24 protein-coding genes are annotated in these 23,680 nt (G+C 65.5%); 12 read left to right on the top strand and 12 right to left on the bottom strand.

Annotated features, from left to right (window positions below; all coding sequences use genetic code 11):
- Positions 1-132: 132 nt before the first annotated feature.
- Positions 133-1,293, top strand: a complete 1,161-nt coding sequence (locus ACFPME_RS15025; RefSeq protein WP_377306467.1) for an acyl-CoA dehydrogenase family protein — start codon at positions 133-135, stop codon at positions 1,291-1,293.
- Between the two features lie 185 nt (positions 1,294-1,478).
- Here the strand turns inward: ACFPME_RS15025 and ACFPME_RS15020 are convergent, their stop codons facing one another.
- Both ACFPME_RS15020 and ACFPME_RS15015 read right to left on the bottom strand, forming a co-directional pair.
- On the bottom strand, positions 1,479-4,655 hold the full coding sequence (locus tag ACFPME_RS15020) for a multidrug efflux RND transporter permease subunit (RefSeq protein ID WP_377306466.1): 3,177 nt from the start codon (positions 4,653-4,655) through the stop codon (positions 1,479-1,481).
- 13 nt (positions 4,656-4,668) lie between these two features.
- On the bottom strand, positions 4,669-5,859 hold the full coding sequence (locus tag ACFPME_RS15015) for an efflux RND transporter periplasmic adaptor subunit (protein ID WP_377306465.1): 1,191 nt from the start codon (positions 5,857-5,859) through the stop codon (positions 4,669-4,671).
- Positions 5,860-6,319: 460 nt separating this feature from the next.
- Here ACFPME_RS15015 and ACFPME_RS15010 point away from each other — a divergent pair, with 460 nt between their 5' ends.
- Together ACFPME_RS15010 and cycA are read left to right on the top strand one after the other, a co-directional pair.
- Positions 6,320-7,495 (top strand): GGDEF domain-containing protein, encoded by a 1,176-nt coding sequence (locus ACFPME_RS15010; RefSeq protein ID WP_377306464.1) that lies wholly within the window; start codon positions 6,320-6,322, stop codon positions 7,493-7,495.
- Positions 7,496-7,562: 67 nt separating this feature from the next.
- A complete protein-coding gene (gene cycA, locus ACFPME_RS15005; RefSeq protein WP_377306463.1) occupies positions 7,563-8,963 on the top strand; it encodes a D-serine/D-alanine/glycine transporter in 1,401 nt (466 codons plus the stop codon).
- Positions 8,964-8,983: 20 nt separating this feature from the next.
- Here cycA and ACFPME_RS15000 read toward each other — a convergent pair whose 3' ends face one another.
- Positions 8,984-9,643 (bottom strand): glutathione S-transferase family protein, encoded by a 660-nt coding sequence (locus tag ACFPME_RS15000; protein WP_377306462.1) that lies wholly within the window; start codon positions 9,641-9,643, stop codon positions 8,984-8,986.
- A gap of 410 nt (positions 9,644-10,053) precedes the next feature.
- Here ACFPME_RS15000 and ACFPME_RS14995 point away from each other — a divergent pair, with 410 nt between their 5' ends.
- A complete protein-coding gene (locus ACFPME_RS14995) occupies positions 10,054-10,320 on the top strand; it encodes a DksA/TraR family C4-type zinc finger protein (RefSeq protein ID WP_377306461.1) in 267 nt (88 codons plus the stop codon).
- Positions 10,321-10,408: 88 nt separating this feature from the next.
- On the opposite strand, the gene ACFPME_RS14990 is transcribed toward ACFPME_RS14995, so the two are convergent.
- The gene (locus tag ACFPME_RS14990) at positions 10,409-10,822 is read right to left on the bottom strand and encodes an OsmC family protein (protein ID WP_377306460.1); all 414 of its coding nucleotides are present in this window, start codon (positions 10,820-10,822) and stop codon (positions 10,409-10,411) included.
- A 448-nt stretch (positions 10,823-11,270) separates the two neighbouring features.
- On the opposite strand from ACFPME_RS14990, the gene ACFPME_RS14985 reads away from it, so the two are divergent.
- Complete coding sequence (locus ACFPME_RS14985) at positions 11,271-11,942, top strand: 2'-5' RNA ligase family protein (protein WP_377306459.1); 672 nt, start codon at positions 11,271-11,273, stop codon at positions 11,940-11,942.
- A gap of 56 nt (positions 11,943-11,998) precedes the next feature.
- Here the strand turns inward: ACFPME_RS14985 and ACFPME_RS14980 are convergent, their stop codons facing one another.
- The 5 genes from ACFPME_RS14980 to ACFPME_RS14960 form a co-directional block, all read right to left on the bottom strand.
- Positions 11,999-12,361 (bottom strand): VOC family protein, encoded by a 363-nt coding sequence (locus tag ACFPME_RS14980; RefSeq protein ID WP_377306458.1) that lies wholly within the window; start codon positions 12,359-12,361, stop codon positions 11,999-12,001.
- Between the two features lie 172 nt (positions 12,362-12,533).
- On the bottom strand, positions 12,534-12,959 hold the full coding sequence (locus ACFPME_RS14975; protein ID WP_377306457.1) for an organic hydroperoxide resistance protein: 426 nt from the start codon (positions 12,957-12,959) through the stop codon (positions 12,534-12,536).
- Positions 12,960-13,049: 90 nt separating this feature from the next.
- Complete coding sequence (locus ACFPME_RS14970) at positions 13,050-13,517, bottom strand: MarR family winged helix-turn-helix transcriptional regulator (protein WP_377306456.1); 468 nt, start codon at positions 13,515-13,517, stop codon at positions 13,050-13,052.
- Between the two features lie 171 nt (positions 13,518-13,688).
- The gene (locus tag ACFPME_RS14965) at positions 13,689-14,063 is read right to left on the bottom strand and encodes a DUF5329 family protein (RefSeq protein ID WP_377306455.1); all 375 of its coding nucleotides are present in this window, start codon (positions 14,061-14,063) and stop codon (positions 13,689-13,691) included.
- 191 nt (positions 14,064-14,254) lie between these two features.
- Positions 14,255-14,794 carry a lipocalin family protein gene (locus ACFPME_RS14960; protein WP_377306454.1) on the bottom strand — a complete coding sequence of 180 codons (540 nt, stop codon included), beginning with the start codon at positions 14,792-14,794 and terminating at the stop codon, positions 14,255-14,257.
- Positions 14,795-14,988: 194 nt separating this feature from the next.
- On the opposite strand from ACFPME_RS14960, the gene ACFPME_RS14955 reads away from it, so the two are divergent.
- The gene (locus ACFPME_RS14955) at positions 14,989-15,177 is read left to right on the top strand and encodes a CsbD family protein (protein ID WP_377306453.1); all 189 of its coding nucleotides are present in this window, start codon (positions 14,989-14,991) and stop codon (positions 15,175-15,177) included.
- Positions 15,178-15,273: 96 nt separating this feature from the next.
- Here the strand turns inward: ACFPME_RS14955 and ACFPME_RS14950 are convergent, their stop codons facing one another.
- Both ACFPME_RS14950 and ACFPME_RS14945 read right to left on the bottom strand, forming a co-directional pair.
- Positions 15,274-16,008, bottom strand: coding sequence for a DNA-formamidopyrimidine glycosylase family protein (locus ACFPME_RS14950; RefSeq protein ID WP_377306452.1), 735 nt, complete (start codon positions 16,006-16,008; stop codon positions 15,274-15,276).
- Between the two features lie 64 nt (positions 16,009-16,072).
- Positions 16,073-16,879, bottom strand: coding sequence for a DUF72 domain-containing protein (locus ACFPME_RS14945; RefSeq protein ID WP_377306451.1), 807 nt, complete (start codon positions 16,877-16,879; stop codon positions 16,073-16,075).
- Between the two features lie 152 nt (positions 16,880-17,031).
- Here ACFPME_RS14945 and ACFPME_RS14940 point away from each other — a divergent pair, with 152 nt between their 5' ends.
- The 3 genes from ACFPME_RS14940 (at position 17,032) to ACFPME_RS14930 (ending at position 19,800) form a co-directional block, all read left to right on the top strand.
- Positions 17,032-17,958 carry an ABC transporter ATP-binding protein gene (locus ACFPME_RS14940; RefSeq protein ID WP_377306450.1) on the top strand — a complete coding sequence of 309 codons (927 nt, stop codon included), beginning with the start codon at positions 17,032-17,034 and terminating at the stop codon, positions 17,956-17,958.
- Positions 17,955-18,716, top strand: a complete 762-nt coding sequence (locus tag ACFPME_RS14935; protein WP_377306449.1) for an ABC transporter permease — start codon at positions 17,955-17,957, stop codon at positions 18,714-18,716. Before ACFPME_RS14940 ends, ACFPME_RS14935 begins: the two co-directional genes overlap by 4 nt.
- Before the next feature lie 235 nt (positions 18,717-18,951).
- Positions 18,952-19,800, top strand: a complete 849-nt coding sequence (locus tag ACFPME_RS14930) for a DUF3014 domain-containing protein (protein WP_377306448.1) — start codon at positions 18,952-18,954, stop codon at positions 19,798-19,800.
- An 82-nt stretch (positions 19,801-19,882) separates the two neighbouring features.
- Here the strand turns inward: ACFPME_RS14930 and ACFPME_RS14925 are convergent, their stop codons facing one another.
- Complete coding sequence (locus ACFPME_RS14925; RefSeq protein WP_377306447.1) at positions 19,883-20,392, bottom strand: cupin domain-containing protein; 510 nt, start codon at positions 20,390-20,392, stop codon at positions 19,883-19,885.
- A gap of 174 nt (positions 20,393-20,566) precedes the next feature.
- On the opposite strand from ACFPME_RS14925, the gene ACFPME_RS14920 reads away from it, so the two are divergent.
- The 3 genes from ACFPME_RS14920 (at position 20,567) to ACFPME_RS14910 (ending at position 23,559) form a co-directional block, all read left to right on the top strand.
- Positions 20,567-21,844 carry an NfeD family protein gene (locus ACFPME_RS14920; protein ID WP_377306446.1) on the top strand — a complete coding sequence of 426 codons (1,278 nt, stop codon included), beginning with the start codon at positions 20,567-20,569 and terminating at the stop codon, positions 21,842-21,844.
- A 94-nt stretch (positions 21,845-21,938) separates the two neighbouring features.
- Positions 21,939-22,715: a slipin family protein gene (locus tag ACFPME_RS14915; protein WP_377306445.1), complete on the top strand. Its 777-nt coding sequence runs from the start codon at positions 21,939-21,941 to the stop codon at positions 22,713-22,715.
- A gap of 22 nt (positions 22,716-22,737) precedes the next feature.
- Positions 22,738-23,559, top strand: a complete 822-nt coding sequence (locus tag ACFPME_RS14910; RefSeq protein ID WP_377306444.1) for an SAM-dependent methyltransferase — start codon at positions 22,738-22,740, stop codon at positions 23,557-23,559.
- Positions 23,560-23,680: the final 121 nt, after the last annotated feature.

Raw genomic sequence — 23,680 nt, 5'->3', positions numbered from 1 at the left:
CCTCCGCGGTGTGGCGCGCATGCGGGGAGGCACGACGCCATCGGCGCCGGCCGCTAGAATAGGCGGCTGGCTGTCGCTTTCACCAGTTTGCGTCTTGATCAGCCGCCTGCACGCGGCGCCCGGGAGTAGTCCATGGATTTCCGTTTCACTGAAGACCAGTTGTCCATCCAGTCGATCGCCCGCGACTTTGCGCAGAAGCGCATCGTGCCGGTGGCGGCGGAACTGGACGCCAAGGGCGAGTTTCCGCTGGAGAACATCCGCGAGATGGGGCAGCTCGGCCTGATGGGCATCGAGGTGCCGGAAGCCTACGGCGGTGCCGGCATGGATCCGGTCGCCTACGTGCTGGCGATGATCGAGATCGCCGCGGCCGATGCCGCCACCTCGACCATCATGTCGGTCAACAATTCGCTGTTCTGCAACGGCATCCTCAAGCACGGCAACGAGGAGCAGAAGCAGAAGTATGTGCGCGCGATCGCCACCGGCGAGGCCATCGGCGCGTACGCGCTGACCGAGCCGCAGTCGGGCTCGGACGCCTCGGCCATGCACACCCGCGCCGCGAAGAACGCCAACGGCGACTGGGTGATCAATGGCAAGAAGAGCTGGATCACCTCCGGCCCCGTGGCGCGCTACATCGTGCTGTTCGCCATCTCCACGCCGGGTATTGGTGCGAAGGGCGTATCGGCTTTCATCGTCGACACCCAGCTGCCTGGCTTCCATGCCGGCAAGAGCGAGCCGAAGCTCGGTATCCGCGCATCGGCCACCTGCGAGATCGAGTTCACCGACTACGTGCTGCCGAAGGAGAACCTGCTCGGCGAGGAGGGCAAGGGTTTCTCCATCGCGATGGGCGTGCTCGACGCGGGGCGCATCGGCATCGCCTCGCAGGCCGTGGGCATCGCACGCGCCGCGTACGAGGCGACCTTGCAGTGGTCGCGCGACCGCAAGGCGTTCGGCGCACCGATCGGCACGTTTCAGATGACCCAGTCGAAGATCGCCGACATGAAATGCAAGCTGGATGCGGCGACCCTGCTGACCCTGCGCGCGGCGTGGTTGAAGGGCGAAACCGAGAAACACGGCGGCCGCTTCGGTACCGAGGCGGCGGTGGCCAAACTCACCGCGTCGGAGGCGGCGATGTGGATCAGCCACCAGGCGGTACAGATCCACGGCGGCATGGGCTACTCAAAGGAAATGCCGCTGGAGCGCTACTTCCGCGATGCCAAGATCACCGAGATCTATGAAGGCACCAGCGAGATCCAGCGGCTGGTGATCGCGCGGGCGGAGACCGGGCTGCGCTGAGCCGGAACTCTCTCCTTGGAGTACCCCGGAAGCTTCTTGACGTACATCAGCGCGACCGGGCCCAGCACCACGACAGACAGCAGCCGGATAGCGGGTCACCTGCCGCAAACTTCGTCCGCGTGGATCGGCGATTCCGATGACCTGCAGCCCCGCAGTGACTGCGGGACTGAAGGTGCCCGAGCGGATCACGCGCCACGGCGCGGATCCGAATCGAACGAGCGCATGTCATTGCCGGCCGACGGGGCCGCTGGCGTATCGCCGTCCAGCTTGTCGCCGAGCAAGCGGCGCACCACCACGTAGAACACCGGGATCAGCAGCACGCCGAGGAAGGTGGCGAACAGCATGCCGCCGATGACGCCGGTGCCGATCGCATGGCGCGCGTTTGCGCCTGCGCCGCTGGAGAAGAACAACGGGGATACGCCCAGGATGAACGCCAGCGAGGTCATCAGGATCGGCCGCAGCCGCAGCCGGGCCGCAGTGACCACCGCGTCCCGCAGGGTCTTGCCTTCCTGCTGCTGTTCCACTGCGAACTCGACGATCAGGATCGCGTTCTTGGCCGCCAGGCCGATCACCGTGATCAGGCCGATCTTGAAGTAGATGTCGTCGGGCAGGCCGCGCAGCAGGGTGAACACCACCGCGCCGAGCAGGCCCAGCGGCACCACCAGCAAGACAGCGACGGGGATCGACCAGCTTTCGTACAACGCCGCCAGCGCCAGGAACACGATCACGATCGACAGCACCATCAGCAACGTGGCCGCGTTGCCGGACAGGATTTCCTGATACGACTGGCCGGTCCAGTCGAAGCCGAAGCCCTTGGGCAGATCGTTGTTGACGATCTTCTCCATCTCGCCCATCGCTTCGCCCGAGGCGTGCCCCGGTGCCGGCGAGCCGACGATCTCGACCGCCGAATAACCGTTGTAGCGGGTCAGCGAGGGAGACGAGACGTTCCAGCGCGTGTGTACCACGTTCGACAGCGGGATCATCTGCGGCGTACTGCTGCCGGTCGGCGTCGGCCCCGGCGTGAAGATGTGCTGCAGCGCTTCCGGGCCCATGCGGTAGGGTGCATCGGCCTGCATGATGACGCGCTTGACGCGGCCGCCGTAGGTGAAGTCGTTGACGTACACCGGCGCCAGCATAAGGCCGATCGCGTTGTAGATGTCGCCCACCGACAGGCCCATCGACTGCGCCTGCACGCGGTCCACATCCAGATGCAACTGCGGTGAATCTTCCAGCGAGTTCGGACGCACGCCGGTCAGCAGCTTGTTCTGGCTGGCCTTGCCGAGCAGGGTGTTACGCGCCTGGGTGAGCGCATCGCGGCCAGCGCCGCCACGATCCTGCAGGTACATGTCGAAGCCGCCGAACTGGCCCAGGCCCTGCACCGTGGGAATGTTGGCGACGAAGATGCGCGCGTCGTGGATCTGCTGCATCTCGCCATTGGCGCGCTGGATGAACTGCGCGGCAGTCACGTCGCGCTTGGCCCAGTCCTTGAGCTTGATGAAGGCCATGCCGGCGTTCTCGCCGGAACCAATGAAACTGAAGCCGGTGACCTGCAGCACGCCTTCCACCGCGCTGTCCTTGCCCAGCACATCGCGCATCTGTTTCATCACCGCGCTGGTGCGCTGCTTGGTGGCGCCCGGCGGCAGCTGGATCACCGACAGCGCGTAACCCTGATCCTCCTCGGGCAGGAAGCTGCCGGGCAGGCGCGTGTACAGGAAGCCGCCGAGTACCGCGATCAGCACGAAGGCCAGCATCCACCGCGGCGCATGCCGCACGGCGCCGCCGACGTGGCCGGTGTAGGTATGAGTGGTCCAGGTGAACAGTTCGTTGAACTTGCGGTAGACGATGTTCTTCCTGTTTTCATGCTCCGGCTTCAGGAAGCTGGCGCACAGTGCCGGAGTGAAGGACAGCGCGAGAAACGCGGAGAAGCCCATCGACACCGCGATGGTCAGCGCGAACTGCTTGTAGATCACGCCGGTGGCGCCGGGCTGCAGCGACGACGGCACGAACACCGCCGCCAGCACCACCGTGATCGCCACCACCGCGCCGGTAATCTGGCCCATCGCCTTGCGCGTGGCATCCTTCGGGGACAGGTTTTCCTCGGTCATGATGCGTTCGACGTTCTCGATCACCACGATCGCGTCGTCCACCACGATGCCGATCGCCAGCACCATGCCGAACAGGGTCAGCTGGTTGATCGTGAAGCCGAGCACCAGCATGCCCAGGAAGGTGCCCAGCAGCGCGACCGGAATCACCAAGGTAGGGATGATGGTGGCGCGGATGTTCTGCAGGAACAGCAGCATCACCAGGAACACCAGGATGATCGCCTCGACCAGCGTGTGCACCACTTCGTTGATCGAGATGGTCACGAAGGTCGTGCTGTCATAGGGGCTGAACCAGCTCACGCCCTGTGGAAAGCTCGGCGCGAGCTCGTCCATCTTGGCGCGCACCGCGGTGGCCACGTCCAGCGCATTGGCGCCGGGCAGCAACTGGATCGCGAACGCGCCGATCGGCTTGCCGTCCCACTGGGTGTCGAAGCCGTAACCGTTCGGGCCGAAGCTGATCCGCGCCACGTCCCCCAGGGTGACGGTGGTGCCGTCGGGGTTGGCGCGCAGGATGATGCCGCCGAACTGCGCGGGGGTGGTGAAGCGTCCTTCGGTGGACACCGTGGCGCTGAAGCCATGGCCCGGCAAGGCCGGGTCGGCGCCAACCGAGCCGGCGGCGAACTGCACGTTCTGAGCCTTGATGGCCGCCAGCACCTGGCTGGCCGACAGACCGTAGCCCTGCAGCTTGTCCGGGTTCAGCCAGATCCGCATCGCGTATTCGGAACCGAACTGCTGGGTACTGCCGACGCCGGGCACGCGCGAAATCTGGTCCAGCACCTGCGAGCCGACGATGTCGTTGAGACGGTCGCGGTCGATGCCCGGATTATCCGATTTCAGCGCCACCACCATCAGGAAGCCCGCGTTGGCCTTGGCCACCACCACGCCCTGCTGGGTCACCTCGGAAGGCAGTCGCGGCGTAGCCAGCGCCACCTTGTTCTGCACCTGCACCTGGGCGATGTCCGGGTCGGTGCCGGTTTCGAAGGTCAGCGTGATGTTGGCGCGGCCGTTGGAACTGGACGACGAATTGAAGTACAGCAGATGGTCGATGCCGGTGAGCTGCTGTTCGATGACCTGGGTAACGGTTTTCTCGGTGGTGTCGGCACTGGCGCCGGGATAGCTGGCGGACACCGTCACCGATGGCGGCGCGATCGTGGGATACGACTCCACGCCCAGGTTGAGGATGGCCAGCACGCCGCCCAGCGAAATCAGGATGGCGACCACCCAGGCGAAGATCGGGCGGTCGATGAAGAAACTCGGCATGGTCTGCGCTCCGTTACTTGCCGCTCGGGGCGGAGCCCGGGGCGTTCGCCGAAGATGATCCGGCGGCGGGCGCGGCATGCCATGGGCTGGCCTTTGCCGGCGCACCGTCCTTCACGTTCTGGATGCCCGACACCACCACCTGGTCACCGGCCTGCAGGCCATCGGTCACCACCCAGTTGCCGGCGTTCATGTCGGTCGTGGTGACGTCCTTGCGCTTGACCTTGCCATCGCCGCCGACGGTCATCACATAGGCGCCTACCGTGTCGCGCTGCACCGCTGCCTGTGGAACCAGAAACACCTTGTGCTGCTGGCCGAGGCTGGCCTTCAGCGTCACGTACATGCCGGGCAGCAGGGTGTGCTTCGGGTTCGGAATCGTGGCGCGCAGGTTGACCGAACCGGTGGCCGGATTGACTGTGGTATCGGAGAAGTCCAGCACGCCAGGTTCGCCGTATGCGCTGCCATCGGGCAGGGTGACCTGCACGCTGGCCTTGTTGGTATCGGCCAGGGTGACGTTGCCGCTGCTCTGTGCGCTGCGCATCTGTTCCAGTGCGGCCACGCTCATGGTGAAGTTCACATACAGCGGATCGATCTGGTCGACGGTGGTTAGCAAGGTGGCCTCGCCGTTGCCGACCAGCGCGCCTTCGGTGACCTGCTGCTGGCCGGCGCGGCCGTCGATCGGCGAGGTCACATTGGCGTAGCCCAGGTTGATGCGGGCGGTCTGCACGTTGGCCTTGGCTGCCTGCACCGCGGCGGCCGAACTGCGCTCGGCAGCCAGCGCATTGTCCAGGTCGGACCTGGACACGTAACCCTTCGGAGCCAGTTCGCTCACGCGCCGCGCGGTGACCTTGTCGTTGGTGTAGGTCGCCTGCGCCTGCCCCAGCGCAGCCGTACTCGCGGCCAGCACCGCTTTCAGCGGGGCCGGATCGATCTGGAACAGCAGCTGGCCCTTCCTGACGTTGGTGCCTTCGTCGTAAGTGCGCTTGAGCAGCACGCCCGGCACGCGGGCACGCACGTCGGCACTGCGATAGGGCGACAGTCGGCCGACCAGATCGCGGGTCAAGGGCGAGTTTTGCGGCTGCACCTTGATCACGCCCACCTCCGGCGGCGGCATCTGGGGCGGCCCCTGTTCCTTGCCTTTGCTGCAGGCGGCCAGCGCCAGCAGGCTCAGGCACAAGAAGGGCGTGCTCAGTAACGAGGACTTCATGAAGAGCTCCAGAACTTGCTTGATCGGGGAATGGGGCTTGATCGGGAAACGGGGCGACAGGCCGCGACACAGCGCTCCGGAAACCAGATACTGCATCGCGGCCTTCGTGTCTCGTGTCATAAGTTGACCCGCGGTCAGCGGATCCGGCCGCCGGCACCCTAGTTGGGCTGCAGCGTGCGCCCGCCGCCGTCGGCCGCAGACTATACCGGGCAGTTTATATTTTAAGGCTGGCGGGAATCCAGCCATTGACAGGCTTTGCCGCGATGTGGACAGCGCCGAGGCGCTGCTGCGGCATCGAGTTTCGCGGCGACCCGTGGGCCATCACGCGCCAGGTCCGCCAGTTCTGGACGAACCCCCACCGTGCTACCTTGAAGCCAATGTCAGTCCGCGAGTCCGCGTGCACGCTTGGTAAAGGCGACGTGCTGATCCCTGGCCTTCGGCTCTGTCAATCGGAACGGGCATGCACTTCGACCTTTTTACGTTGGGCGTCATCGGCGCGGCCGTTGGCATCGCCATCTCGATCAGCTTCACCTTGCTCGGCCTGGTACTGCGCGGCCTGCCGGCGCTGCGCATCTGGGCCAGCGCGTTCTGGGTGCTGACCGCTGCCGCGCTCGCGCAGGGGTTGAACGAGAACGGCAGCCTGCTTTCCGAAGTCGTGGGCAGCGGCATGATCGCGCTGGCCAATGCGCTGATGCTGATGGGCATCGCCATTCACCTGCGCTACCCGCTGCGCTGGCGCTGGCCGATGGCGGTAGTAGGCCTGTTCCTTGCCAACCAGGTCAGCGTGTACCTGTCGCCGCCATCGCAGACCGTATCGGCATTGATGTTCGGCGCCTACAGCGTGGTGTGGGACGTGTGGATGATATGGGTGCTGCTGTGGCGCTCGCCGCGGGACATGCGCAACACCTGCGGTTTCACCGCGCTGATCTTTGCCATCGACGCGCTCTTCTACCTGCTGCGTTCGGTCGTCGTCCTGTTTCCGGAAAGATTCGCGAGTACGGCACTCGATGACCTGCTCACCACGTGGAATTACCTCTTCGGCATCCTGTCATCGTTCCTGCTGAGCACCGGGTTCACCCTGATGCTGGCCGAGCGGTTGACCCTGGACCTGGGCCGGCTCGCGCACACCGACGGCCTCACCGGCCTGCTCAATCGCGGCGCGTTGATCGCTGCGGGCCTGCGCCTGGTCGATGCGTGCCGTGCGCGCGGCCAGGCGTGCTGCGTGCTGATGTTCGACCTGGACAATTTCAAGGCGATCAATGACAGCTGGGGCCACGCCGCGGGCGACGCGGTGCTCAACCATTTCGTCGAGGTGATCCGCGGCACCGGGCTTGCGCAGGGCACCTTGTTCGCCCGCTATGGCGGCGAGGAATTCATACTGGTACTGCCCGCGATCGACCCCGCGCAGGCGGGCGCCATGGCCGAACGCATGCGTGCCGCCGTGGCGATGCAACCGGCGGTGTTCCATGGTCGTCCCATCGACATCACCACCAGCGTCGGTGGCGCCGCGGCGGTCGACGCGAACTTCGAGCAGTTGGTCAGCGCCGCCGATGTCGCGCTGTATCGGGCCAAGCGCCAGGGCCGCAATCAGGTGGCGTGGAATCCGGGCGGAACCGTAGCCTCTGTGGTCGCCTGACTGAAACTTCGCGCCTGGCCGGGTTCTCGCGTATGTTTGCGCATTCCGATAGCCAAAGGCGCGCACCATGACCGCATCGCTGGAGCAGCACCCCGAACATCTCAGGCGCAGCCTGTCGAACCGGCACCTGCAGCTGATCGCCATCGGCGGCGCGATCGGCACCGGCCTGTTCATGGGCTCGGGCAAGACGATCAGCCTGGCCGGGCCGTCGATCCTGCTGGTTTACCTGATCATCGGCGTGATGCTGTTCTTCGTGATGCGGGCGATGGGCGAGCTGCTGCTGTCCAACCTCGAGTACAAATCCTTCATCGACTTCTCCACCGACCTGCTCGGACCGTGGGCCGGCTTCTTCTGCGGCTGGACCTACTGGTTCTGCTGGATCATCACCGCGATCGCCGACGTGATCGCGATCGCCGCGTATGCGCAGTTCTGGTTTCCGGGGCTGGCGCCGTGGATTCCGGCGGTGTTGTGCGTGCTGTTGCTGCTGAGCCTGAACCTGGTGACGGTGAAGCTGTTCGGCGAGATGGAGTTCTGGTTCGCGCTGATCAAGATCATCGCGATCTGCGCGTTGATCGTGACCGGCTTCGCGCTGGTCGCGTGGGGCTTCCGCTCGCCGTCGGGGCACGTGGCTTCGTTCGCCAACCTGTGGAATGACGGCGGCGTGTTCCCGAAGGGGATGAGCGGCTTCTTCGCCGGCTTCCAGATCGCGGTGTTCGCCTTCGTCGGCATCGAGCTGGTCGGCACCACCGCCGCCGAGACGGCCGACCCGAAACGCAACCTGCCCAAGGCGATCAACTCGATCCCGGTACGCATCATCATCTTCTACGTGCTGGCCCTGGTCGCGATCATGGTGGTGACGCCGTGGCGCCTGGTGGAGCCGGGCAAGAGCCCGTTCGTGGAGTTGTTCGTGCTGGCCGGCATCCCGGCCGCGGCCAGTCTGATCAACTTCGTGGTGCTGACCTCGGCCACGTCCTCCGCCAACAGCGGCATCTTCTCCACCAGCCGCATGCTTTACGGTTTGGCCGAGGAGGAGCACGCGCCGAAGGTGTTCGCGCGGTTGTCGCGCGCGGCGGTACCGTCGCTTGGGCTGCTGTTCTCCTGCTTCTGCCTGCTGCTGGGCGCGGCGTTGATCTACCTGATCCCCGACCTGATCACCGCGTTCACCCTGATCACCACGTTGTCCGCGGTGCTGTTCATGTTCGTGTGGTCGCTGATCCTGTTCGCCTACATCGCCTACCGGCGCAAGCGCCCGCAGCTGCACGAGGAATCGATCTACAAGATGCCCGGCGGCGTGGCGATGTGCTACGCCTGCCTGGCGTTCTTCGTGTTCGTGCTGATGCTGCTGAGCCTGCAGCCGGATACCCGCTCGGCGCTGATCGCCAGCCCGGCGTGGTTCGTGCTGCTGGGCATCGGCTACCTGTGGAAGGGACGCCAGGCGCGTCGTACAGCGGTCCGGCCAGCCGGGTGATCTGCCGTCGAAGCATTCGATCAGTCGCGGTCGGGCGCGCCGAGCGGGAAATAGGCGCGGTACGGCCGCGCCTCATCGACGGCACGCGCGAATGACGGGCGCGCCAGCAGGCGCTGCCGGTACGCCGTGAGGTGGGCGTGCTCCGGCGGGATCGGGTGCGCCCAGTCGGCGTAGAACAACGCGGGCGCGGCGGCGCAATCGGCGAGGCTGAAGTCGCCGCCGGCGGCCCAACGACGCGCGGCCATCCTCTGCTCAAGCCAGGCGTAGGCGGTGTCGAGCATCCTGCGCGCCTCGGCCACGCCGAAGCCATCGCGGACGGCTTCCGGGCGCAGGCGGTCGAATACGAGCTTTTGCAGCGGCGTATGGATGTAGTTGTCGAAGAAGCGATCCAGCACCCGCGCCTCGAGCGCAGCCTCGGCGTCGACGGGGATCAGTCGGGCCGCGCCGGGATAGTGCAGATCGAGGTATTCGATGATGATGCTCGACTCGACCACCGAGCGAGCGCCGTCCCGCAGCAGGGGCATGCGTTTCAGCGGCCATAGCCGCGCGAATTCTTCGGTGGTGTCGGCGTCGTCCGGAGCGACCATGCGCCACCCGAACGGGGTGCCGCTTTCATAGAGCGCGATGAGAACCTTCTGGCAGTAGGAAGAGAACGGGTGGGCGTACAGCTCGATGGTCATCGCAGGATTGCCTGTTGGAGGAAGTCTGTTCGGGCGACGAATGGCCGCTCGGGAAATCGACATTCCCCATGCTCGACGGCCCATCGACATCAACCTGGGTATCGCAACCACGACATGCCGTGCTGCCAGCGAGCTGAGAGAGGCTTTCCATGACGTGGCTGCCGATGGGAATTCCCGCTGCGATGCTTCCGGTGGCCATGCCGGCGACGGGGTCGGGCCCCGAACGGGCGCATCGACGCGCGCCATCTCAGGCTGATGGCTGCCGGGAGATGTGCTCGACAACCTGCCGAACGCTGCGCTGGGGCCGAAGAGCGGCGGTGGAGATCCGCAGTGGATATTGACGGCCGATGCCCATACCTTCGAATGGGACAGGTTTGTTGTTGAACCGATGTGTACTACCGGAGGTTTCCATGGCAACGGGTTGGGCAGGCGACGGCGCAGTGCAGGACCAGATCGACGCCACGGTCAACGATGCCGTGCAGCGGGCGCGCCAGCAGCTGCGCAAGGGCCCCGGCCTGAAGCGCTGCGAGGAATGCGATGCGGCGATTCCGGCAGCGCGGCGCAAGGCCGTGCCGGGCGTGCGCCTGTGCGTGGCCTGTCAGGAGGTCCATGACGAGGAAGGCCGCGGCGCCGGTCTCTACAACCGCCGTGGCAGCAAGGACAGTCAGCTGCGTTGAGCGCGTTGGGCCCGAAGCACGCCACCCTTGTCGGCGAGCCTCCTGGAGGGAGTTTCAAGCTCGCCTGTTTCGAGCGGTGAGCTGATGCCTATGAGGCTGCGGTCAGCCGCGTGGCAATGCGCACCTCGCCAGTCAGCACCTTGTGGATGGGACACATATTGGCGATCTGCAGCAGGCGATCGCGCTGCTCGCCGGTCAATGCCCCATGCAGGGCGATTGCACGCGTGATGTCGTTGCCAGCCGCGGGTGTGCCATCGGGATTGAACTGAAGCTCCACGTCTACGCCGGTCAGCGGCCACTGCTTGCGTGCCGCGTACATCTGCAGCGTGATCGCTGTGCACGCGCCGAGCGCCGAAAGCAGCAGCCGGTGCGGTGACGGGCCGGTGTCGCCGCCGCCCGCATCGGACGGCTCGTCCGCCAGCCAGCGGTGCCCGAGATCGTCGGTGAAGGTGACGGCGAACGGGATGGCGCCGGTGGTGGCACGAACGGTGGGAAGAGTCATGGATGCAATCTCCGGTGGCATGCTCGTCTCCGATCATCGCCTCAATCATGGGGGCGTGCCAAACGGAGCGAACCCAGATCGCGACGTAACTTCACTTGTCGAGGCGATTGGCTGCCTGGCGCGTCGCGTCGTCCGGTCCGGTTGCCGCGCGGGCCCCGGTCACGCGGGGCCGCCTGCAGGCACAATGGGTGGAATCGACGGGCCACGCAGGGGGCGGACGATTCAGGCGCAGCCACCTGGGGCGGTGGATTTGTCTGCAGGCGGCAAGTTCGCGCTGGCATCCTTGCATGGCGGGCTGGTGTCCCGCGGTCGCCTCTCGCACAATGTCGCGGTGAAGCGGCTCGCGCAGATGTCCACCGTCGCTGGGCGACACCGGTCCCCCACGCGCTTCGTGGCACAGACAGGCTCCATCGTGGGAACATGCCAGCCGACTCAACCATGATTCGCCGTGGAGACACAGGCCATTCCGATCCCATCGAACCAACCTGAGCTGGCGCCCGGCATCAACTATTTCTTTGCCGTCCTGCCGGATGATCGGGCCAGATCCGAAATCGCTGGCGTGTGCGAGCGCTTTCGCAAATCGCATCGGGTAAGCGGCTCGCCGCTCGCTGTCGAGAGCCTGCACCTGTCGCTGTGTCCGATGGGCAATCCGGAACGATTGCGACAACCGCTGGAAAGCGCGCTGCGGGCGGCGGCGGCCGGCGTCGTTGCCGAAAGCTTCGACGCCACGCTGGATTCGGCGATGCGCTTCAGCGCCAGGGACGGGCAGTTTCCCTTCGTGCTGTGCACCGACGCTGCCACCACCGCGGCCGCGCTGAGCCTGCGCAAGGCGATCGCTGCAGAGCAACTTCGCGTGGGGCTCCAGGTGAGCGGCGTTTCCAGTTTCCTGGCGCACGTCACCCTGTTGCACGGCCACGCGGTCGATGCCGTCGAGGAATCGATTGCGCCTGTTCAATGGCATGTGCACGACTTCGTGCTGATCCGCAGCTTCTTCGGGCAGTCTCGCTACGAGGTGATCGGCCGCTGGCCGCTGGTGGCTCGGGCCGAGCCCGAGGTGCATGATCTTCTGGAGGAAATGGCCAACATGGCGGAGCTGCCCGATCCCGCTGCCGAGGATTGAGTGGCGGGAGCCACCCGGTCCTCCTTCCCAGCGGGGCCAAGCCCGTGACGCGGGCCTCAGCCGCTCGCCGATTCCACGAACGTGACCAGGTTGCCGTCCGGGTCGCTGACCGGAGCGAAACGCACGAAGTGCGTCGCCGTCTGCGGCATCACGTCAATATGGCGCCCCTGCAGATTCGCCAGAACCTCGTCGAGGTCGTCGACCAGGATGCCCACCGATGCACCGCCGGCGCGGTTGCGCCGGTCAGGTAGATCACTTCTCGGCAACACCTGGATCCGCGTGCATCTCGCGATCTGCCATTCGACGCAGGAGGGCCCCGGGCTGTGATCGGGCGCCCGCCCGAACAGGCGCGCGTACCAGGCGCGCGCCGTTGCGAAATCGGTCACGGCGACGGTGGCGAGTACCAGGGGTGCAATCATGACGGATCTCCGCGGCGATGCCCCAACTTAACTGGCGGCGGATGGCAGGCATGTGAAGGGCAGGAAGGCTTGCCGCGCGGCTGTTGCTCGCGCCGTTCCGAGCAGGGTCCCAGCCCAGTGCGGACGGCGGCCCTTGATGGCCGCCGCCCGTGCCCGACTGCTTGAACGGGAATCAGGCAATCGTCAGCGTGACGTCGATGTTGTTGCGCGTTGCATTGGAATACGGGCACACGATGTGCGCCTTCTGCACCAGCGCTTCGGCGTCGGCGCGGGGCAGGCCCGGGATCGCGATGGTCAGCTCGACCTCGATGCCGAAGCCGGTGGGGATCTGGCCGATGCCGACCTGGCCGGTAACCTGCGTATCGGCCGGCAGCTGAAGTTTCTGCTGGGCCGCCACGAACTTCATCGCGCCGAGAAAGCAGGCCGAATAGCCGGCGGCAAACAATTGCTCCGGATTGGTGCCGTTACCACCGGCGCCGCCGAGTTCCTTTGGCGTGGTCAGGCTGATGTCCAGCACATTGTCGGATGAAATGGCGCGACCATCACGACCGCCGGTCGCGGTGGCCTTGGAGCGGTACAGAACTTCTTCGATGGACATGGGTGTCTCCTGCGGGGTGGGTGGGTTGTCGAGATATATAGGCAACTATTAAATAGCACACTATGTTTATGGGTGAAGAAAATGGACCGGTCAGACGCTGCCGGACAACTTGCCGCGCAGGTCCTGCAGCTCGCTTTTCAGGTGCTTCAGCTCGCTGGGCGTGCATCGTGTGGCGCAGAACACCGATTCCTGCACTTTGCCGGCCCTTGCCTGCAATGCCTTGCCGCGCGCAGTCAGCGTGATGACTACGTGCCGCTCGTCCTCGCGCGAGCGGAGACGGGCCACCAGCCCGGCGGACTCCAGGCGCTTGAGCAACGGCGTAAGCGTGGCCGAATCCAGAAACAGCCGCGCGCCGATCTCCGACACGCTCTGGCTCTCGTCCTGCCACAACACCATCATCACCAGGTACTGCGGATAGGTGAGGCCCAACGGCTTGAGCAGCTTGCGATACACCTTGTTCATCGCCAGTCCTGCCGAGTACAGCGCAAAGCACAACTGTGCATCCAGCCTGGGTGCGGATGCCGTGGCAGTGGTCGACGACGGGCGGGAAGTGCTCATGGCTGCGCACGATACATAGCACGCTATATTGTTGCAAGCTATTTGTATCCGGACGTGTGGCAACCGTGGTGAAGCCCGTCCAGGCCGCCACGATCAGCATGGCCGCAGGCAGCCGACAAGGCCGCTGTCGCTGCACTGCCGGGTGCGGCGATCGGCACCGGGTCGGCTCGATCAGTGCGCGCCGCTGGCCATCCTCGCCTCGTACCCGGCAAGCTTGCCGTGCAGGAACGTGGCGGCATCGATGGTGCGCCCATCGTGAAACCGGATCGTGTACTGGATCCCGGATACGGACGAGCCGGTGCCGCAGCACGTGATGAAGTCCTCGGCCGTCTTCACGCGGCTGCCGGCGAAACGCAGTTTGAGACGCATGTGGTCGGCGGCGCGTTTGGCATCGTACTCGGTGCCGTTGCGGATGAAGGTCGCTCCCTGCAGCGTTGCCACTGACTCGATCAGGTAGGCGATCTTCTGCCGCTCGACATCTTGCTGGGCGGACGCCGGCAGTGCCAGCAAGGCAAGAAATATCAGTGCCGCGATCATCCTGTGCATGGATTCACTCTGCTGCCGGTGGCGGGTGCCGCCAGCGTTGGGTTGCGTGGGTCGGGTGCGCCGATCAGAGCATGTCCTCGAGCGCGCGTGGCGAGTCCGCTGCGATGGCCGATGCCGTGAGTGGCTGCCGCAGGCGGTTACGGTCACGGTGTGGCGGCCAAACGACGACACGCGACACAGCTCCCATCCGATCAGTCCAGCGGCGCCATGAGCACCAGCTTCTCCACGGGATAGCCGCGTTGTCGGGCTCGCTCCCTGATGCTTTCGAACAGCCCGCGATACATGTCGGGACGGCGCGCGAGTATCCAAAGGTATTTTCGGCTCGGGCTGCCAACCACGGCCCACTGGTAGTCGGACGCGACCTCGATCACCCAGTACTCGGCCCACGCGCGTGGCAACCAGCCCAGCCAGGCGGGTGCGAAACGCACCTTCAACACGGCGGGTTGGCCGTTGACGACTCTCGCCACGCCATCGACGGTCTGCATGCCGCTGTCGGTCTGGCAGGTATTGTGGACATGGATCGTTCCGTCCGGCATCGGCGTATAGCGGGCGGTGACGGCCCCCAGGCATTCGCGCTGAAAGAACATCGGCAGATGGGCAATCTCATGCCACTGCCCTGCATAGCGATCGAGGTCTAGCGTGCGGACCGGCTGATTGGGTAGCGTCGAGGGGTTGATGGGTGTGGAAGTGGAAGCAGCCATCACGAGGGTCATGAGCAACACGTGGAGCATGCGCGGTTCCTTGGGCGGTGGACCGGAGCAGGTGAGCCGAACGGTATCGCGGCACAGTGCCGGGGGCAATGAGCGAGCAGCGACCGGGCAGCCGAGCAACACGCCACCAACATCGCCATCACGCACTGCCGACTCGCGCGACGCTATACATGGTGAGCCTGCAATGCCGCAGGCTTCAATCCCGGAGATGATGCGTGGACAAGAATCGCGTTGAGGGTACCAAGCACGAGGTCAAGGGTGCGCTGAAGGAAGGCGTCGGCAAGGTCACCGGCAATCGCCTGAAAGAGGCGGCCGGCAACCTGGAGAAGAACGCTGGCAAGCTGCAGAAGGAAGTCGGCAAGGCCGCCGACGAGCAACGCGACGCGGACAAGCGTCGCCACTGATCGACCCAGCCCGGATCAACCGGAAAAGATGGCGCAGCGAGGGCGGCGCCATCGCTGTTTTACAGGTCGGCGTTTTCCAGCCCACACGCCGCGAGATCAATCGCGATAGAGCTTCTGGCAACATTCGCAGAAGAAACTGCGGCGGTTGGTCGTGCCGAGGTAAGCACGGGTGAGTGGAATGTCATGGCGCGGGCAGCGGCTGCGGTTGTGCACCAGCCAGTGCTTGCGCAGCACGAAGGCCCGTTTCCACTCGAGAAACTCGAACGCGTATACGCGCGCCTGCCTGACCAGCTCGCCGAGCTTGCGCGGGGGCAGGGCGCCGATGGTGGACAGCGGATGCACGCGGATCCGGTAGAGCACCTCGTTCTTCATGATGTTGCCCACGCCGGCGAACAGGTTCTGGTCAAGCAGGGCGTCACAGGCCAGCGTATCCGGCATCTTGCGCAGCCGCGCGCGGGCAAGCGCGGGATCCCACTGATCCGACATGACGTCACTGCGCCAGTCATACAGCTCGTCAAGCTCGCCCTCCAGCAGGCGCACCGAGCAACTGTAGAAATTGAGCTCGCCATTGTCGAAGCCGAGGCTGAGCCGCGGCACGGTGTCCTTGCGCTCATCGATGCGATAGCTGCCGAACATCAGCAGGTGCACGCGGATGGCAAAGCCGGGCAATTCGAGCAGCGTCTGTTTTCCGAAGCTGCGGATCGAGCTCACGCGCTGGCCGGGCAGGCGTTGCATGTCGATCTTCGCATTGCCATCGGCGCGCAGGATGGTGCGACCGGCGAAGCGCGCCGCATCGTTGCACAGGATGACGATGGAGGGTCCTTCGGGCATGGCATGTCTCCGGTTGCGGCATCACAGCGTGCGGACGGTCGCGCCCACCTGAAGTGAATGCTCGTCAATCCTGCCGTGCGCTGCGCAGGCCATCCTGCACGGTCAACGCATTGCCCGTCGCATGCCCGAGTGCGGTGTTGTCGAAAATGCACCAGCGCTGAGTCGTCTGTTGACTGGGGCGCTGCAGCCAGCGCTGGATCCGTTCCAGTACGGCGTCGGGGTAGGCGTCGTAGTACATCCGGGGCGAGCCGTGCAAACGCAGATACTGCAACGCATGATCGCCGGCCGGTACGGCAGCGCGCGGGAAGCGAGCAGGGTCGGCGGCCACGCGGGCGATGCCAAGTTCGCGCAATGCGCGGCTCGTGGCATGGCGAAACCAGCTGGCATGACGCGGCTCGCACGCCACAGGACCGGCATGCAGACGCCGCAGCAATTCCAGGAACGGCAACGCGATCGACGGCTCCCAGGCCAGGCTGGGCGGCAACTGCAGCAGCAGGCAGCCGAGTCTGTCTTCCAGTGAGCCGACCTCGTGCAGAAAGGTTTCCAGCAAAGCCCGGCAGTCCTTCAGCTTGGCCAGATGGCTTATCGTGCGCGGCATCTTGACCGCGAAACGGAACGACTCCGGTACCGACGCGGCCCAGCGGCGGTAGGTTGCCGGGCGATGCGGACGATGGAACGACGAGTTGATTTCGACGCCATTGAACACAGTGGCATAGCGTTCCAGCCGACTGCCGCCCGCACCGAACGCCGCGGCATGTGCCGAGGGAATCGACCACCCGGCGCAGCCCACATACACCCGTGGCACGGTGCGGTCGCCTGCTCCGCCGGTATCGAATCTCTTGCGTGGAGAGGCGGTGGCAGCAGGGGACATCGTTCGACTCCGGCATTCGGTCGGAACAGGGTGTCCATGTCGATGTCGGTCGGTTGTGAACCGCGCGGCGCGCAGGGGTCGCGACGGCGGTGGCAGCGAGGCCCGACTGGGCATACCATCGGCGCTCCCCGCAGCCCATCCAAGGAGATCGCGTGCCGCCGATCATTTCCGTGAACCAGCTCTGCAAGACCTACGCGTCCGGATTCCATGCGCTCAAGCAGATCGACCTGGAGATCCGCCAAGGCGAGATCTTTGCATTGCTGGGCCCCAACGGCGCCGGCAAGACCACGCTGATCAGCATCATCTGCGGCATCGTCAATCCCAGCGAAGGCACGGTGCTGGCCGATGGCCACGACGTGGTGCGCGACTATCGCGCTGCGCGCGCCAAGATCGGCCTGGTGCCGCAGGAATTGACCACCGACGCGTTCGAGACGGTATGGAACACGGTCAGCTTCAGCCGCGGCCTGTTCGGCAAGAGCGCGAACCCGGCGCACATCGAGAAGGTGCTGAAGGATCTGTCGCTGTGGAGCAAGAAGGACAGCAAGCTGATGACCCTGTCCGGTGGCATGAAGCGGCGCGTGATGATCGCCAAGGCGTTGTCGCACGAGCCGCGGATCCTGTTCCTGGACGAGCCGACCGCCGGCGTCGACGTGGAGCTGCGGCGGGACATGTGGGCGATGGTGCGTTCGCTGCGGGCGACCGGCGTCACCATCATCCTGACCACCCACTACATCGACGAGGCCGAGGAAATGGCCGACCGCATCGGAGTGATCAACAAGGGCGAGCTCATCCTGGTCGAGAACAAGGCCGAGCTGATGAACAAGCTCGGCCGCAAACAATTGACCCTGCAACTGCAGAGTCCGCTGGAAAGCGTGCCGGCCGCGCTGGCCGGCTATCCGCTGGAGTTGTCCGGCGACGGCCAGCAGCTGATCTACACATTCGACGCCCAGAGCGAACACACCGGCATCGATGTGCTGCTTCGCCGGCTCGGCGAAGCAGGCATCGACTTCAAGGACCTCAAGACCAGCCAGAGTTCGCTGGAGGACATTTTCGTGAACCTGGTGAGGGAGAGCGCATGAACATCTACGCCATCCGCGCGATCTACCTGTTCGAAATGGCGCGTACCTGGCGCACGCTGCTGCAGAGCATCGTCTCGCCGGTGATTTCCACTTCGCTCTACTTCGTGGTGTTCGGCGCGGCGATCGGGTCGCATATGAACGGAATCGATGGCATCAGCTACGGCGCCTTCATCGTGCCGGGACTGATCATGTTGTCGCTGCTCACGCAGAGCATCTCCAACGCCTCGTTCGGCATCTATTTTCCGAAGTTCGTGGGCACCATCTACGAAATCCTGTCGGCGCCGGTTTCGCCGTTCGAGATCGTTGCCGGTTATGTGGGCGCGGCGGCGAGCAAGTCGATCATCCTCGGCCTGATCATCCTGGTCACCGCACGGCTGTTTGTGCCGTTTCACATCGAACATCCGCTGTGGATGCTGGCGTTTCTGCTGCTCACCGCGCTGACCTTCAGCCTGTTCGGTTTCATCATCGGCATCTGGGCGGACAATTTCGAGAAGCTGCAGCTGGTGCCCTTGCTGATCGTGACGCCACTGACCTTTCTTGGCGGCAGCTTCTACTCGATCAACATGCTGCCGCCGTTCTGGCAGAAGGTGACCCTGTTCAATCCTGTGGTGTACCTGATCAGCGGGTTCCGCTGGAGCTTCTACGGCGTGTCCGACGTCAGCCTGGGCCTGAGCGTGGGGATGACCCTGGTGTTCCTCGCTGCCTGTCTCGCGCTGGTGTGGTGGATATTCCGCAGCGGTTATCGACTGAAGGCGTGACCCTGCCGTCGGGGAAGGGCCACCGCGCCGGGTGCTGCTCGCGTGGCGAGGGGAACGCCGGATCTGTTTCGTCAGAAGGCTGGGGAACGAGGCGGGTCCAGACGCCTGAGCGTCGTCATTGCCGCGAATGCGGGCTGACGAAAAGCGTAGTCGTCGCGACGAACCCGGGGGCGATGAACGAATGGCTCCAGGCCCAGTCCAATAGCTCGATGAATTGGCGGAACGGGAAAAGATCATGCGTGGACAATCCTCGGTAGCAGGCTGGATCGGAGCGGTGGTGGTGGTGCTGGGCGTCGTCATCGCCGGCGTATATCTGGCTCGCAGGGCGGGGCAGGCCGGAGGGCCGCCGGCGCAGGCACCGGCGGCTTCCTCCTCGGTGGCCTCCGGCGTGTCTTCCCCGACGATTCAGCACCCGATCACCCAGGCCGCTGTCGAACCCGCCAGGGTCTCGACGGTGGCGTTGCCGACGCTGGCTGACAGCGACGCCAGTGTCGCTGCAGCGCTCGCGGCCTTGGTCAAGGACAGCGATCTGCCGTCGCTGCTGGTGCGCCAGCAGGTCATCGCACGCATCGTGGCGACCATCGACGCCTTGCCGCGGCGCGGCCTGGCCAATTTCATGTCGCCGCTGCTTGCCCCCAGGGGCGCCTTGGTGGTGGACCAGGCGGGGGACACGACCGTGATCGGCGCACAGAACGGCGCGCGCTATGCACCGTACATGCGCATGCTGGATGCGGCCGATCCGCCGGCGCTGGTGGCCTGGTACGTGCACGCCTATCCGCTGTTCCAGCAGGCCTACCAGGAGCTGGGCTATCCGAAAGGCTATTTCAACGACCGCCTGATCGTGGTCATCGACAACCTGCTGGCGGCGCCGGAATCGGATAGGTCGTCCGCGTTGATCCTGTCGAAGGGCTACTACGTCTACGCCGATCCCGCTCTCGAATCGCTGTCCGCCGGACAGAAACTGCTGTTGCGCGCCGGCCCGGCCAACGAGGCGCGGATCAAGGCGAAGTTGCGGGCGATCCGCGGCGCCCTGACCGGCCAGGCATTGCCACGCGTGCCGGCTGCGGCCAGCAGTGCCGACTGAGAAGGCCGGGGAAAGCCCCGTCGGCGCCGGGTGTGCGGGATGCCCTTCGACAACCTGGGGCCTGCCGGACCTGATGCGGACGTCAGCGGTAGGCCTTGCCGTCCTTGTGCGAGTAGTCGGCGGCCTCCGGCCCCAGGTGCAGGTCGATATCGGAATAGTTGCAAGTGTCATCCGCGCAACGGGTGCCGATGTCGAGATAGACGGCCGTGACTTCACCGCGATTGATCATGTGATGGCCGTCGGGCACGTTCTTGGGGAAGGCCGCGCAATCGCCGGCGCGCAGCGGCTGCTCGCCGGCATCGGTCAGCAGGGTCAGCTCGCCGGAGAGGACATACACAAACTCCTCCTCGCGAGTGTGCCAGTGGCGCTGGCTCGACCATGAGCCCGCTGGCAAGTGCATGAGGTTTACGCCGACATCGGTCAGGCCGCCAGCGCGACCCAGCGCCTGCCGGATGCGGGCACTCACAGGCTGCCCATAAGGGGCGGGATAGTCCGAGCCCTGGCGCTCGGGCACGTTGGCGATATCGATTTTCGGCATGGCTTGCTCCAGCAGGAAGGTGGCCTTCATTGTGCCTCCGTGGCGGATCGCCATGCTGCATGCCCGATGATCGGTTTCTGAACATGCGTCGCGCTACAGTGGCGCATCGTCACTGAGTTGCAGAGGCAGCGTATGCGCTGGCTACGGTTGACCTTGCTGGCGGTTGTTTTTGCGCTGCCGATGTCGCGGGCGGGCGCAGCCGGGCCTGTTGTCCCCGGGCACACGGCCATGGTGGCGCGGCTGGCGCTTGATGGCCCGATCGGCCCGGCCGCCGCCGAGTATTTCGATGACGCCTCCCAGCGCGCGGTGGCCGATGGCGCGGTAGCGATCGTGTTGCGGCTGGATACGCCCGGTGGCCTCGACGAGTCGATGCGGCAGATCATCGCCAGCATGCTGGCGTGCAAGCTGCCGGTGCTGGTGTATGTCGCGCCCGGTGGCGCACGCGCGGCCTCGGCTGGCACCTATATCCTGTATGCGGGGCAGATCGCGGCGATGGCCCCGGCCACGCATCTGGGCGCGGCGACGCCGATCCAGCTGGGTGGTACCACGCCAATGCCGGACGCTGCCGACAAGCCGGCCGCGGCCACCTCTTCGATGGAAGGCAGGCCGGCCGAAGGCGACGATGCCGAGTCGCACAAGACGCTCAATGATTCGATCGCCTACATCCGCTCGCTGGCGCAGCTGCGGGGGCGCAACGCGCCGTGGGCCGAACAGGCAGTGCGCGGCGCGGCCACGCTGACCGCCAGCGAAGCGGCACAGCAGCACGTGATCGATTTCGTGGCGACGGACGTTGCCGATCTGCTGGCCAGGGCCGACGGTCGGCGTGTGCAGGTGAACGGCCGCACCGTGACGCTGCAGCTCAAGGGCGCGACCGTGCGCGACTACGTGCCGGGTGCACGCACGCATTTCCTGGCCGTCATCACCAATCCCACCATCGCCTACCTGTTGTTGCTAGGCGGCATCTTCGGACTGCTGCTGGAAGCGCTGCATCCCGGCGCGATGTTGCCGGGTATCGTGGGCGGCATCTGTCTGCTGGTCGGCCTATACGCGTTGCAGCTGCTGCCGGTGAACTACGCCGGGCTGGCGTTGATGGCACTGGGTGTGGCCCTGCTGGTGGCCGAAGCGGTCAATCCCGGCGTGGGTGCGCTCGGTGCCGGCGGGCTGGTTTCGTTCGTGATCGGCTCGGTGATGCTGATGAACACCGGCGTGCCGGGTTACGGCGTCGACCTCGGCGTCATCGGCGGCCTCGCCACCGGCGCGGCCGCCTTGCTGGGCTTGATCGTCTGGCTGGTACTCCGGTCGCGGCGCGCCCATCAGGTCAATGGCGACGTCGCCATGCTCATGGAGTCCGGCGAGCTGCTGGAGCCGGTGGGCGCCGGCGGCGAAGCCTGGGCGATGGTGCGCGGCGAACGCTGGCGTGTACGCTGCGAGAGTGCGTTGCCGGCCGGCGCGCGGGTGCGCGTGGTGCGGCGGCAGGGGCTGCTGCTGTGGATTGAGCCGGTGTGATGGGGGCTTCGGCCAAACGCCCTCCGCCGGTCCTCGAGAGCGCAGCGCCAGAGGTTGGACAGTGGCTTCGATGTCGGGTTCACGGGAGATGATCATGTTCGGATTTGTCGGAATACTGGTAGTCCTTGGCGTGTTGCTGCTGTTTTCCGCGGTCAAGATCCTGCCGGAGTACCAACGCGGCGTGGTGTTGACGCTGGGCCGCTACACCGGCACCAAGGGCCCGGGGCTGGTGCTGCTGATACCCGCGGTGCAGCGGATGATCCGGGTGGACTTGCGGGTGACCGTGATGGACGTGCCGCCGCAGGATGTGATCTCGCGCGACAACGTGTCGGTCCGCGTGAACGCGGTGGTTTACTTCCGGGTCGTGGAGCCGGACAAATCCGTGCTGCAGGTGGAGAACTTCCTGCAGGCCACCAGTCAGCTGGCACAGACCCGGCTGCGTTCGGTGCTCGGCCAGCACGAGCTGGACGAGATCCTGTCGCAGCGCGATTCGATCAACCACACCTTGCAGACGATCCTGGATGAGGCCACCGACCCGTGGGGCATCAAGGTCGCCAACGTCGAGATCAAGGATGTCGACCTCAACGAGACCATGGTGCGCGCGATCGCCCGCCAGGCCGAGGCCGAGCGCGAACGCCGCGCCAAGGTGATCCACGCCGAGGGCGAAATGCAGGCCGCCGAGAAGTTGCGCGATGCTGCCGCGATGCTGTCGCAGCAACCGCAGGCATTGCAGCTGCGCTACCTGCAGACGCTGGCCGACATGTCCAACAACGGCAAATCCTCGACCATCGTGTTCCCGCTGCCGCTGGACCTGATCCGGCCGTTGATGGAGGCGTTTCCGTCCAAGCGGGATTCGGGTACAACAGACTGATTTATCCGCAGGAGCGATCGCGATGGATGCAGCACGTTCACCCGGAAGCCTGGTCTGTGTGGGCCTCGGCATGACCCTGGGCTCCCACCTCGGCCCGCTGGCGCGCAGCCATATCGAACAGGCGGACGTGGTGTTCGCCGCGCTTTCCGACGGCGTGGTGGAGCTGTGGTTGAACCGGATGCACAAGGACGTGCGCAGCCTGCAGCCGTATTACCGCGAGGGCAGCTCGCGCATGAACACCTATTGGCAGATGGTCGAAGCGATGCTCACCGAGATACGCGCGGGCAAGCGGGTATGCGGCGTGTTCTACGGGCATCCCGGCGTGTTTGCCTGGGTGCCGCACAAGGCGATCGAAATCGCCCGCGACGAGGGCTACCGCGCGCACATGGAGCCGGGCGTTTCCGCCGAGGATTGCCTGTACGCCGATCTCGGCATCGACCCGGGCGCTTATGGCTGCCAGCATTTCGAGGCCAGCCAGTTGCTGTTCTACCAGCGCCGCATTGATCCAACTGCCTATTTGATCCTGTGGCAGGTCGGTGTGGTCGGGGATCAGTCGATGACCCGCTTCTCCACCAACGCGGCGTATCGCCAGGTGCTGGTCGACGTGCTGGCGCACGATTACCCGCTGCGGCACGAAGTGATCGTCTACCGCGCCGCCACGTTGCCGATCGAGCGGCCGCGTATCGACCGGATTGCGCTCGGTGCCTTGCCGCAGGCGAAAATCGGCATGGCCGAAACGGTGGTGCTGCCGCCGGCGCGCCCCCTGCAGGCCAACCCCGATATTCTGGCGCGGCTCGATGCGCTGGATCGGGCTGTGGACCTGAAGGCCCACCCCATGCACTAGCCGCGTGGGCAGGGGGCGCGCTAAGCTGCCGAAGGTGGTCCGTTAGGGGAAGCGCGACACGTCGCAGTCGCCATCCGCGGATTCGCGTCTGTGCAGAAATATCGCCGTGGGGGATGACGCA

The organism is Rhodanobacter umsongensis (assembly GCF_042654965.1).
Lineage (GTDB): Bacteria > Pseudomonadota > Gammaproteobacteria > Xanthomonadales > Rhodanobacteraceae > Rhodanobacter > Rhodanobacter umsongensis.
This window is presented reverse-complemented; position numbering and strand designations above follow the sequence as displayed.

Excerpts from the sequence above, each read along its gene's own strand:
- ACFPME_RS15025 (WP_377306467.1), top strand. The coding sequence starts at position 133 with ATGGATTTCCGTTTCACTGAAGACCAGTTGTCCATCCAGTCGATCGCC.
- ACFPME_RS15020 (WP_377306466.1), bottom strand. The coding sequence starts at position 4,655 with ATGCCGAGTTTCTTCATCGACCGCCCGATCTTCGCCTGGGTGGTCGCC.
- ACFPME_RS15015 (WP_377306465.1), bottom strand. The coding sequence starts at position 5,859 with ATGAAGTCCTCGTTACTGAGCACGCCCTTCTTGTGCCTGAGCCTGCTG.
- ACFPME_RS15010 (WP_377306464.1), top strand. The coding sequence starts at position 6,320 with ATGCACTTCGACCTTTTTACGTTGGGCGTCATCGGCGCGGCCGTTGGC.
- cycA (WP_377306463.1), top strand. The coding sequence starts at position 7,563 with ATGACCGCATCGCTGGAGCAGCACCCCGAACATCTCAGGCGCAGCCTG.
- ACFPME_RS15000 (WP_377306462.1), bottom strand. The coding sequence starts at position 9,643 with ATGACCATCGAGCTGTACGCCCACCCGTTCTCTTCCTACTGCCAGAAG.
- ACFPME_RS14995 (WP_377306461.1), top strand. The coding sequence starts at position 10,054 with ATGGCAACGGGTTGGGCAGGCGACGGCGCAGTGCAGGACCAGATCGAC.
- ACFPME_RS14990 (WP_377306460.1), bottom strand. The coding sequence starts at position 10,822 with ATGACTCTTCCCACCGTTCGTGCCACCACCGGCGCCATCCCGTTCGCC.
- ACFPME_RS14980 (WP_377306458.1), bottom strand. The coding sequence starts at position 12,361 with ATGATTGCACCCCTGGTACTCGCCACCGTCGCCGTGACCGATTTCGCA.
- ACFPME_RS14975 (WP_377306457.1), bottom strand. The coding sequence starts at position 12,959 with ATGTCCATCGAAGAAGTTCTGTACCGCTCCAAGGCCACCGCGACCGGC.
- ACFPME_RS14970 (WP_377306456.1), bottom strand. The coding sequence starts at position 13,517 with ATGAGCACTTCCCGCCCGTCGTCGACCACTGCCACGGCATCCGCACCC.
- ACFPME_RS14965 (WP_377306455.1), bottom strand. The coding sequence starts at position 14,063 with ATGCACAGGATGATCGCGGCACTGATATTTCTTGCCTTGCTGGCACTG.
- ACFPME_RS14960 (WP_377306454.1), bottom strand. The coding sequence starts at position 14,794 with ATGCTCCACGTGTTGCTCATGACCCTCGTGATGGCTGCTTCCACTTCC.
- ACFPME_RS14950 (WP_377306452.1), bottom strand. The coding sequence starts at position 16,008 with ATGCCCGAAGGACCCTCCATCGTCATCCTGTGCAACGATGCGGCGCGC.
- ACFPME_RS14945 (WP_377306451.1), bottom strand. The coding sequence starts at position 16,879 with ATGTCCCCTGCTGCCACCGCCTCTCCACGCAAGAGATTCGATACCGGC.
- ACFPME_RS14935 (WP_377306449.1), top strand. The coding sequence starts at position 17,955 with ATGAACATCTACGCCATCCGCGCGATCTACCTGTTCGAAATGGCGCGT.
- ACFPME_RS14930 (WP_377306448.1), top strand. The coding sequence starts at position 18,952 with ATGCGTGGACAATCCTCGGTAGCAGGCTGGATCGGAGCGGTGGTGGTG.
- ACFPME_RS14925 (WP_377306447.1), bottom strand. The coding sequence starts at position 20,392 with ATGGCGATCCGCCACGGAGGCACAATGAAGGCCACCTTCCTGCTGGAG.
- ACFPME_RS14920 (WP_377306446.1), top strand. The coding sequence starts at position 20,567 with ATGGTGGCGCGGCTGGCGCTTGATGGCCCGATCGGCCCGGCCGCCGCC.
- ACFPME_RS14915 (WP_377306445.1), top strand. The coding sequence starts at position 21,939 with ATGTTCGGATTTGTCGGAATACTGGTAGTCCTTGGCGTGTTGCTGCTG.
- ACFPME_RS14910 (WP_377306444.1), top strand. The coding sequence starts at position 22,738 with ATGGATGCAGCACGTTCACCCGGAAGCCTGGTCTGTGTGGGCCTCGGC.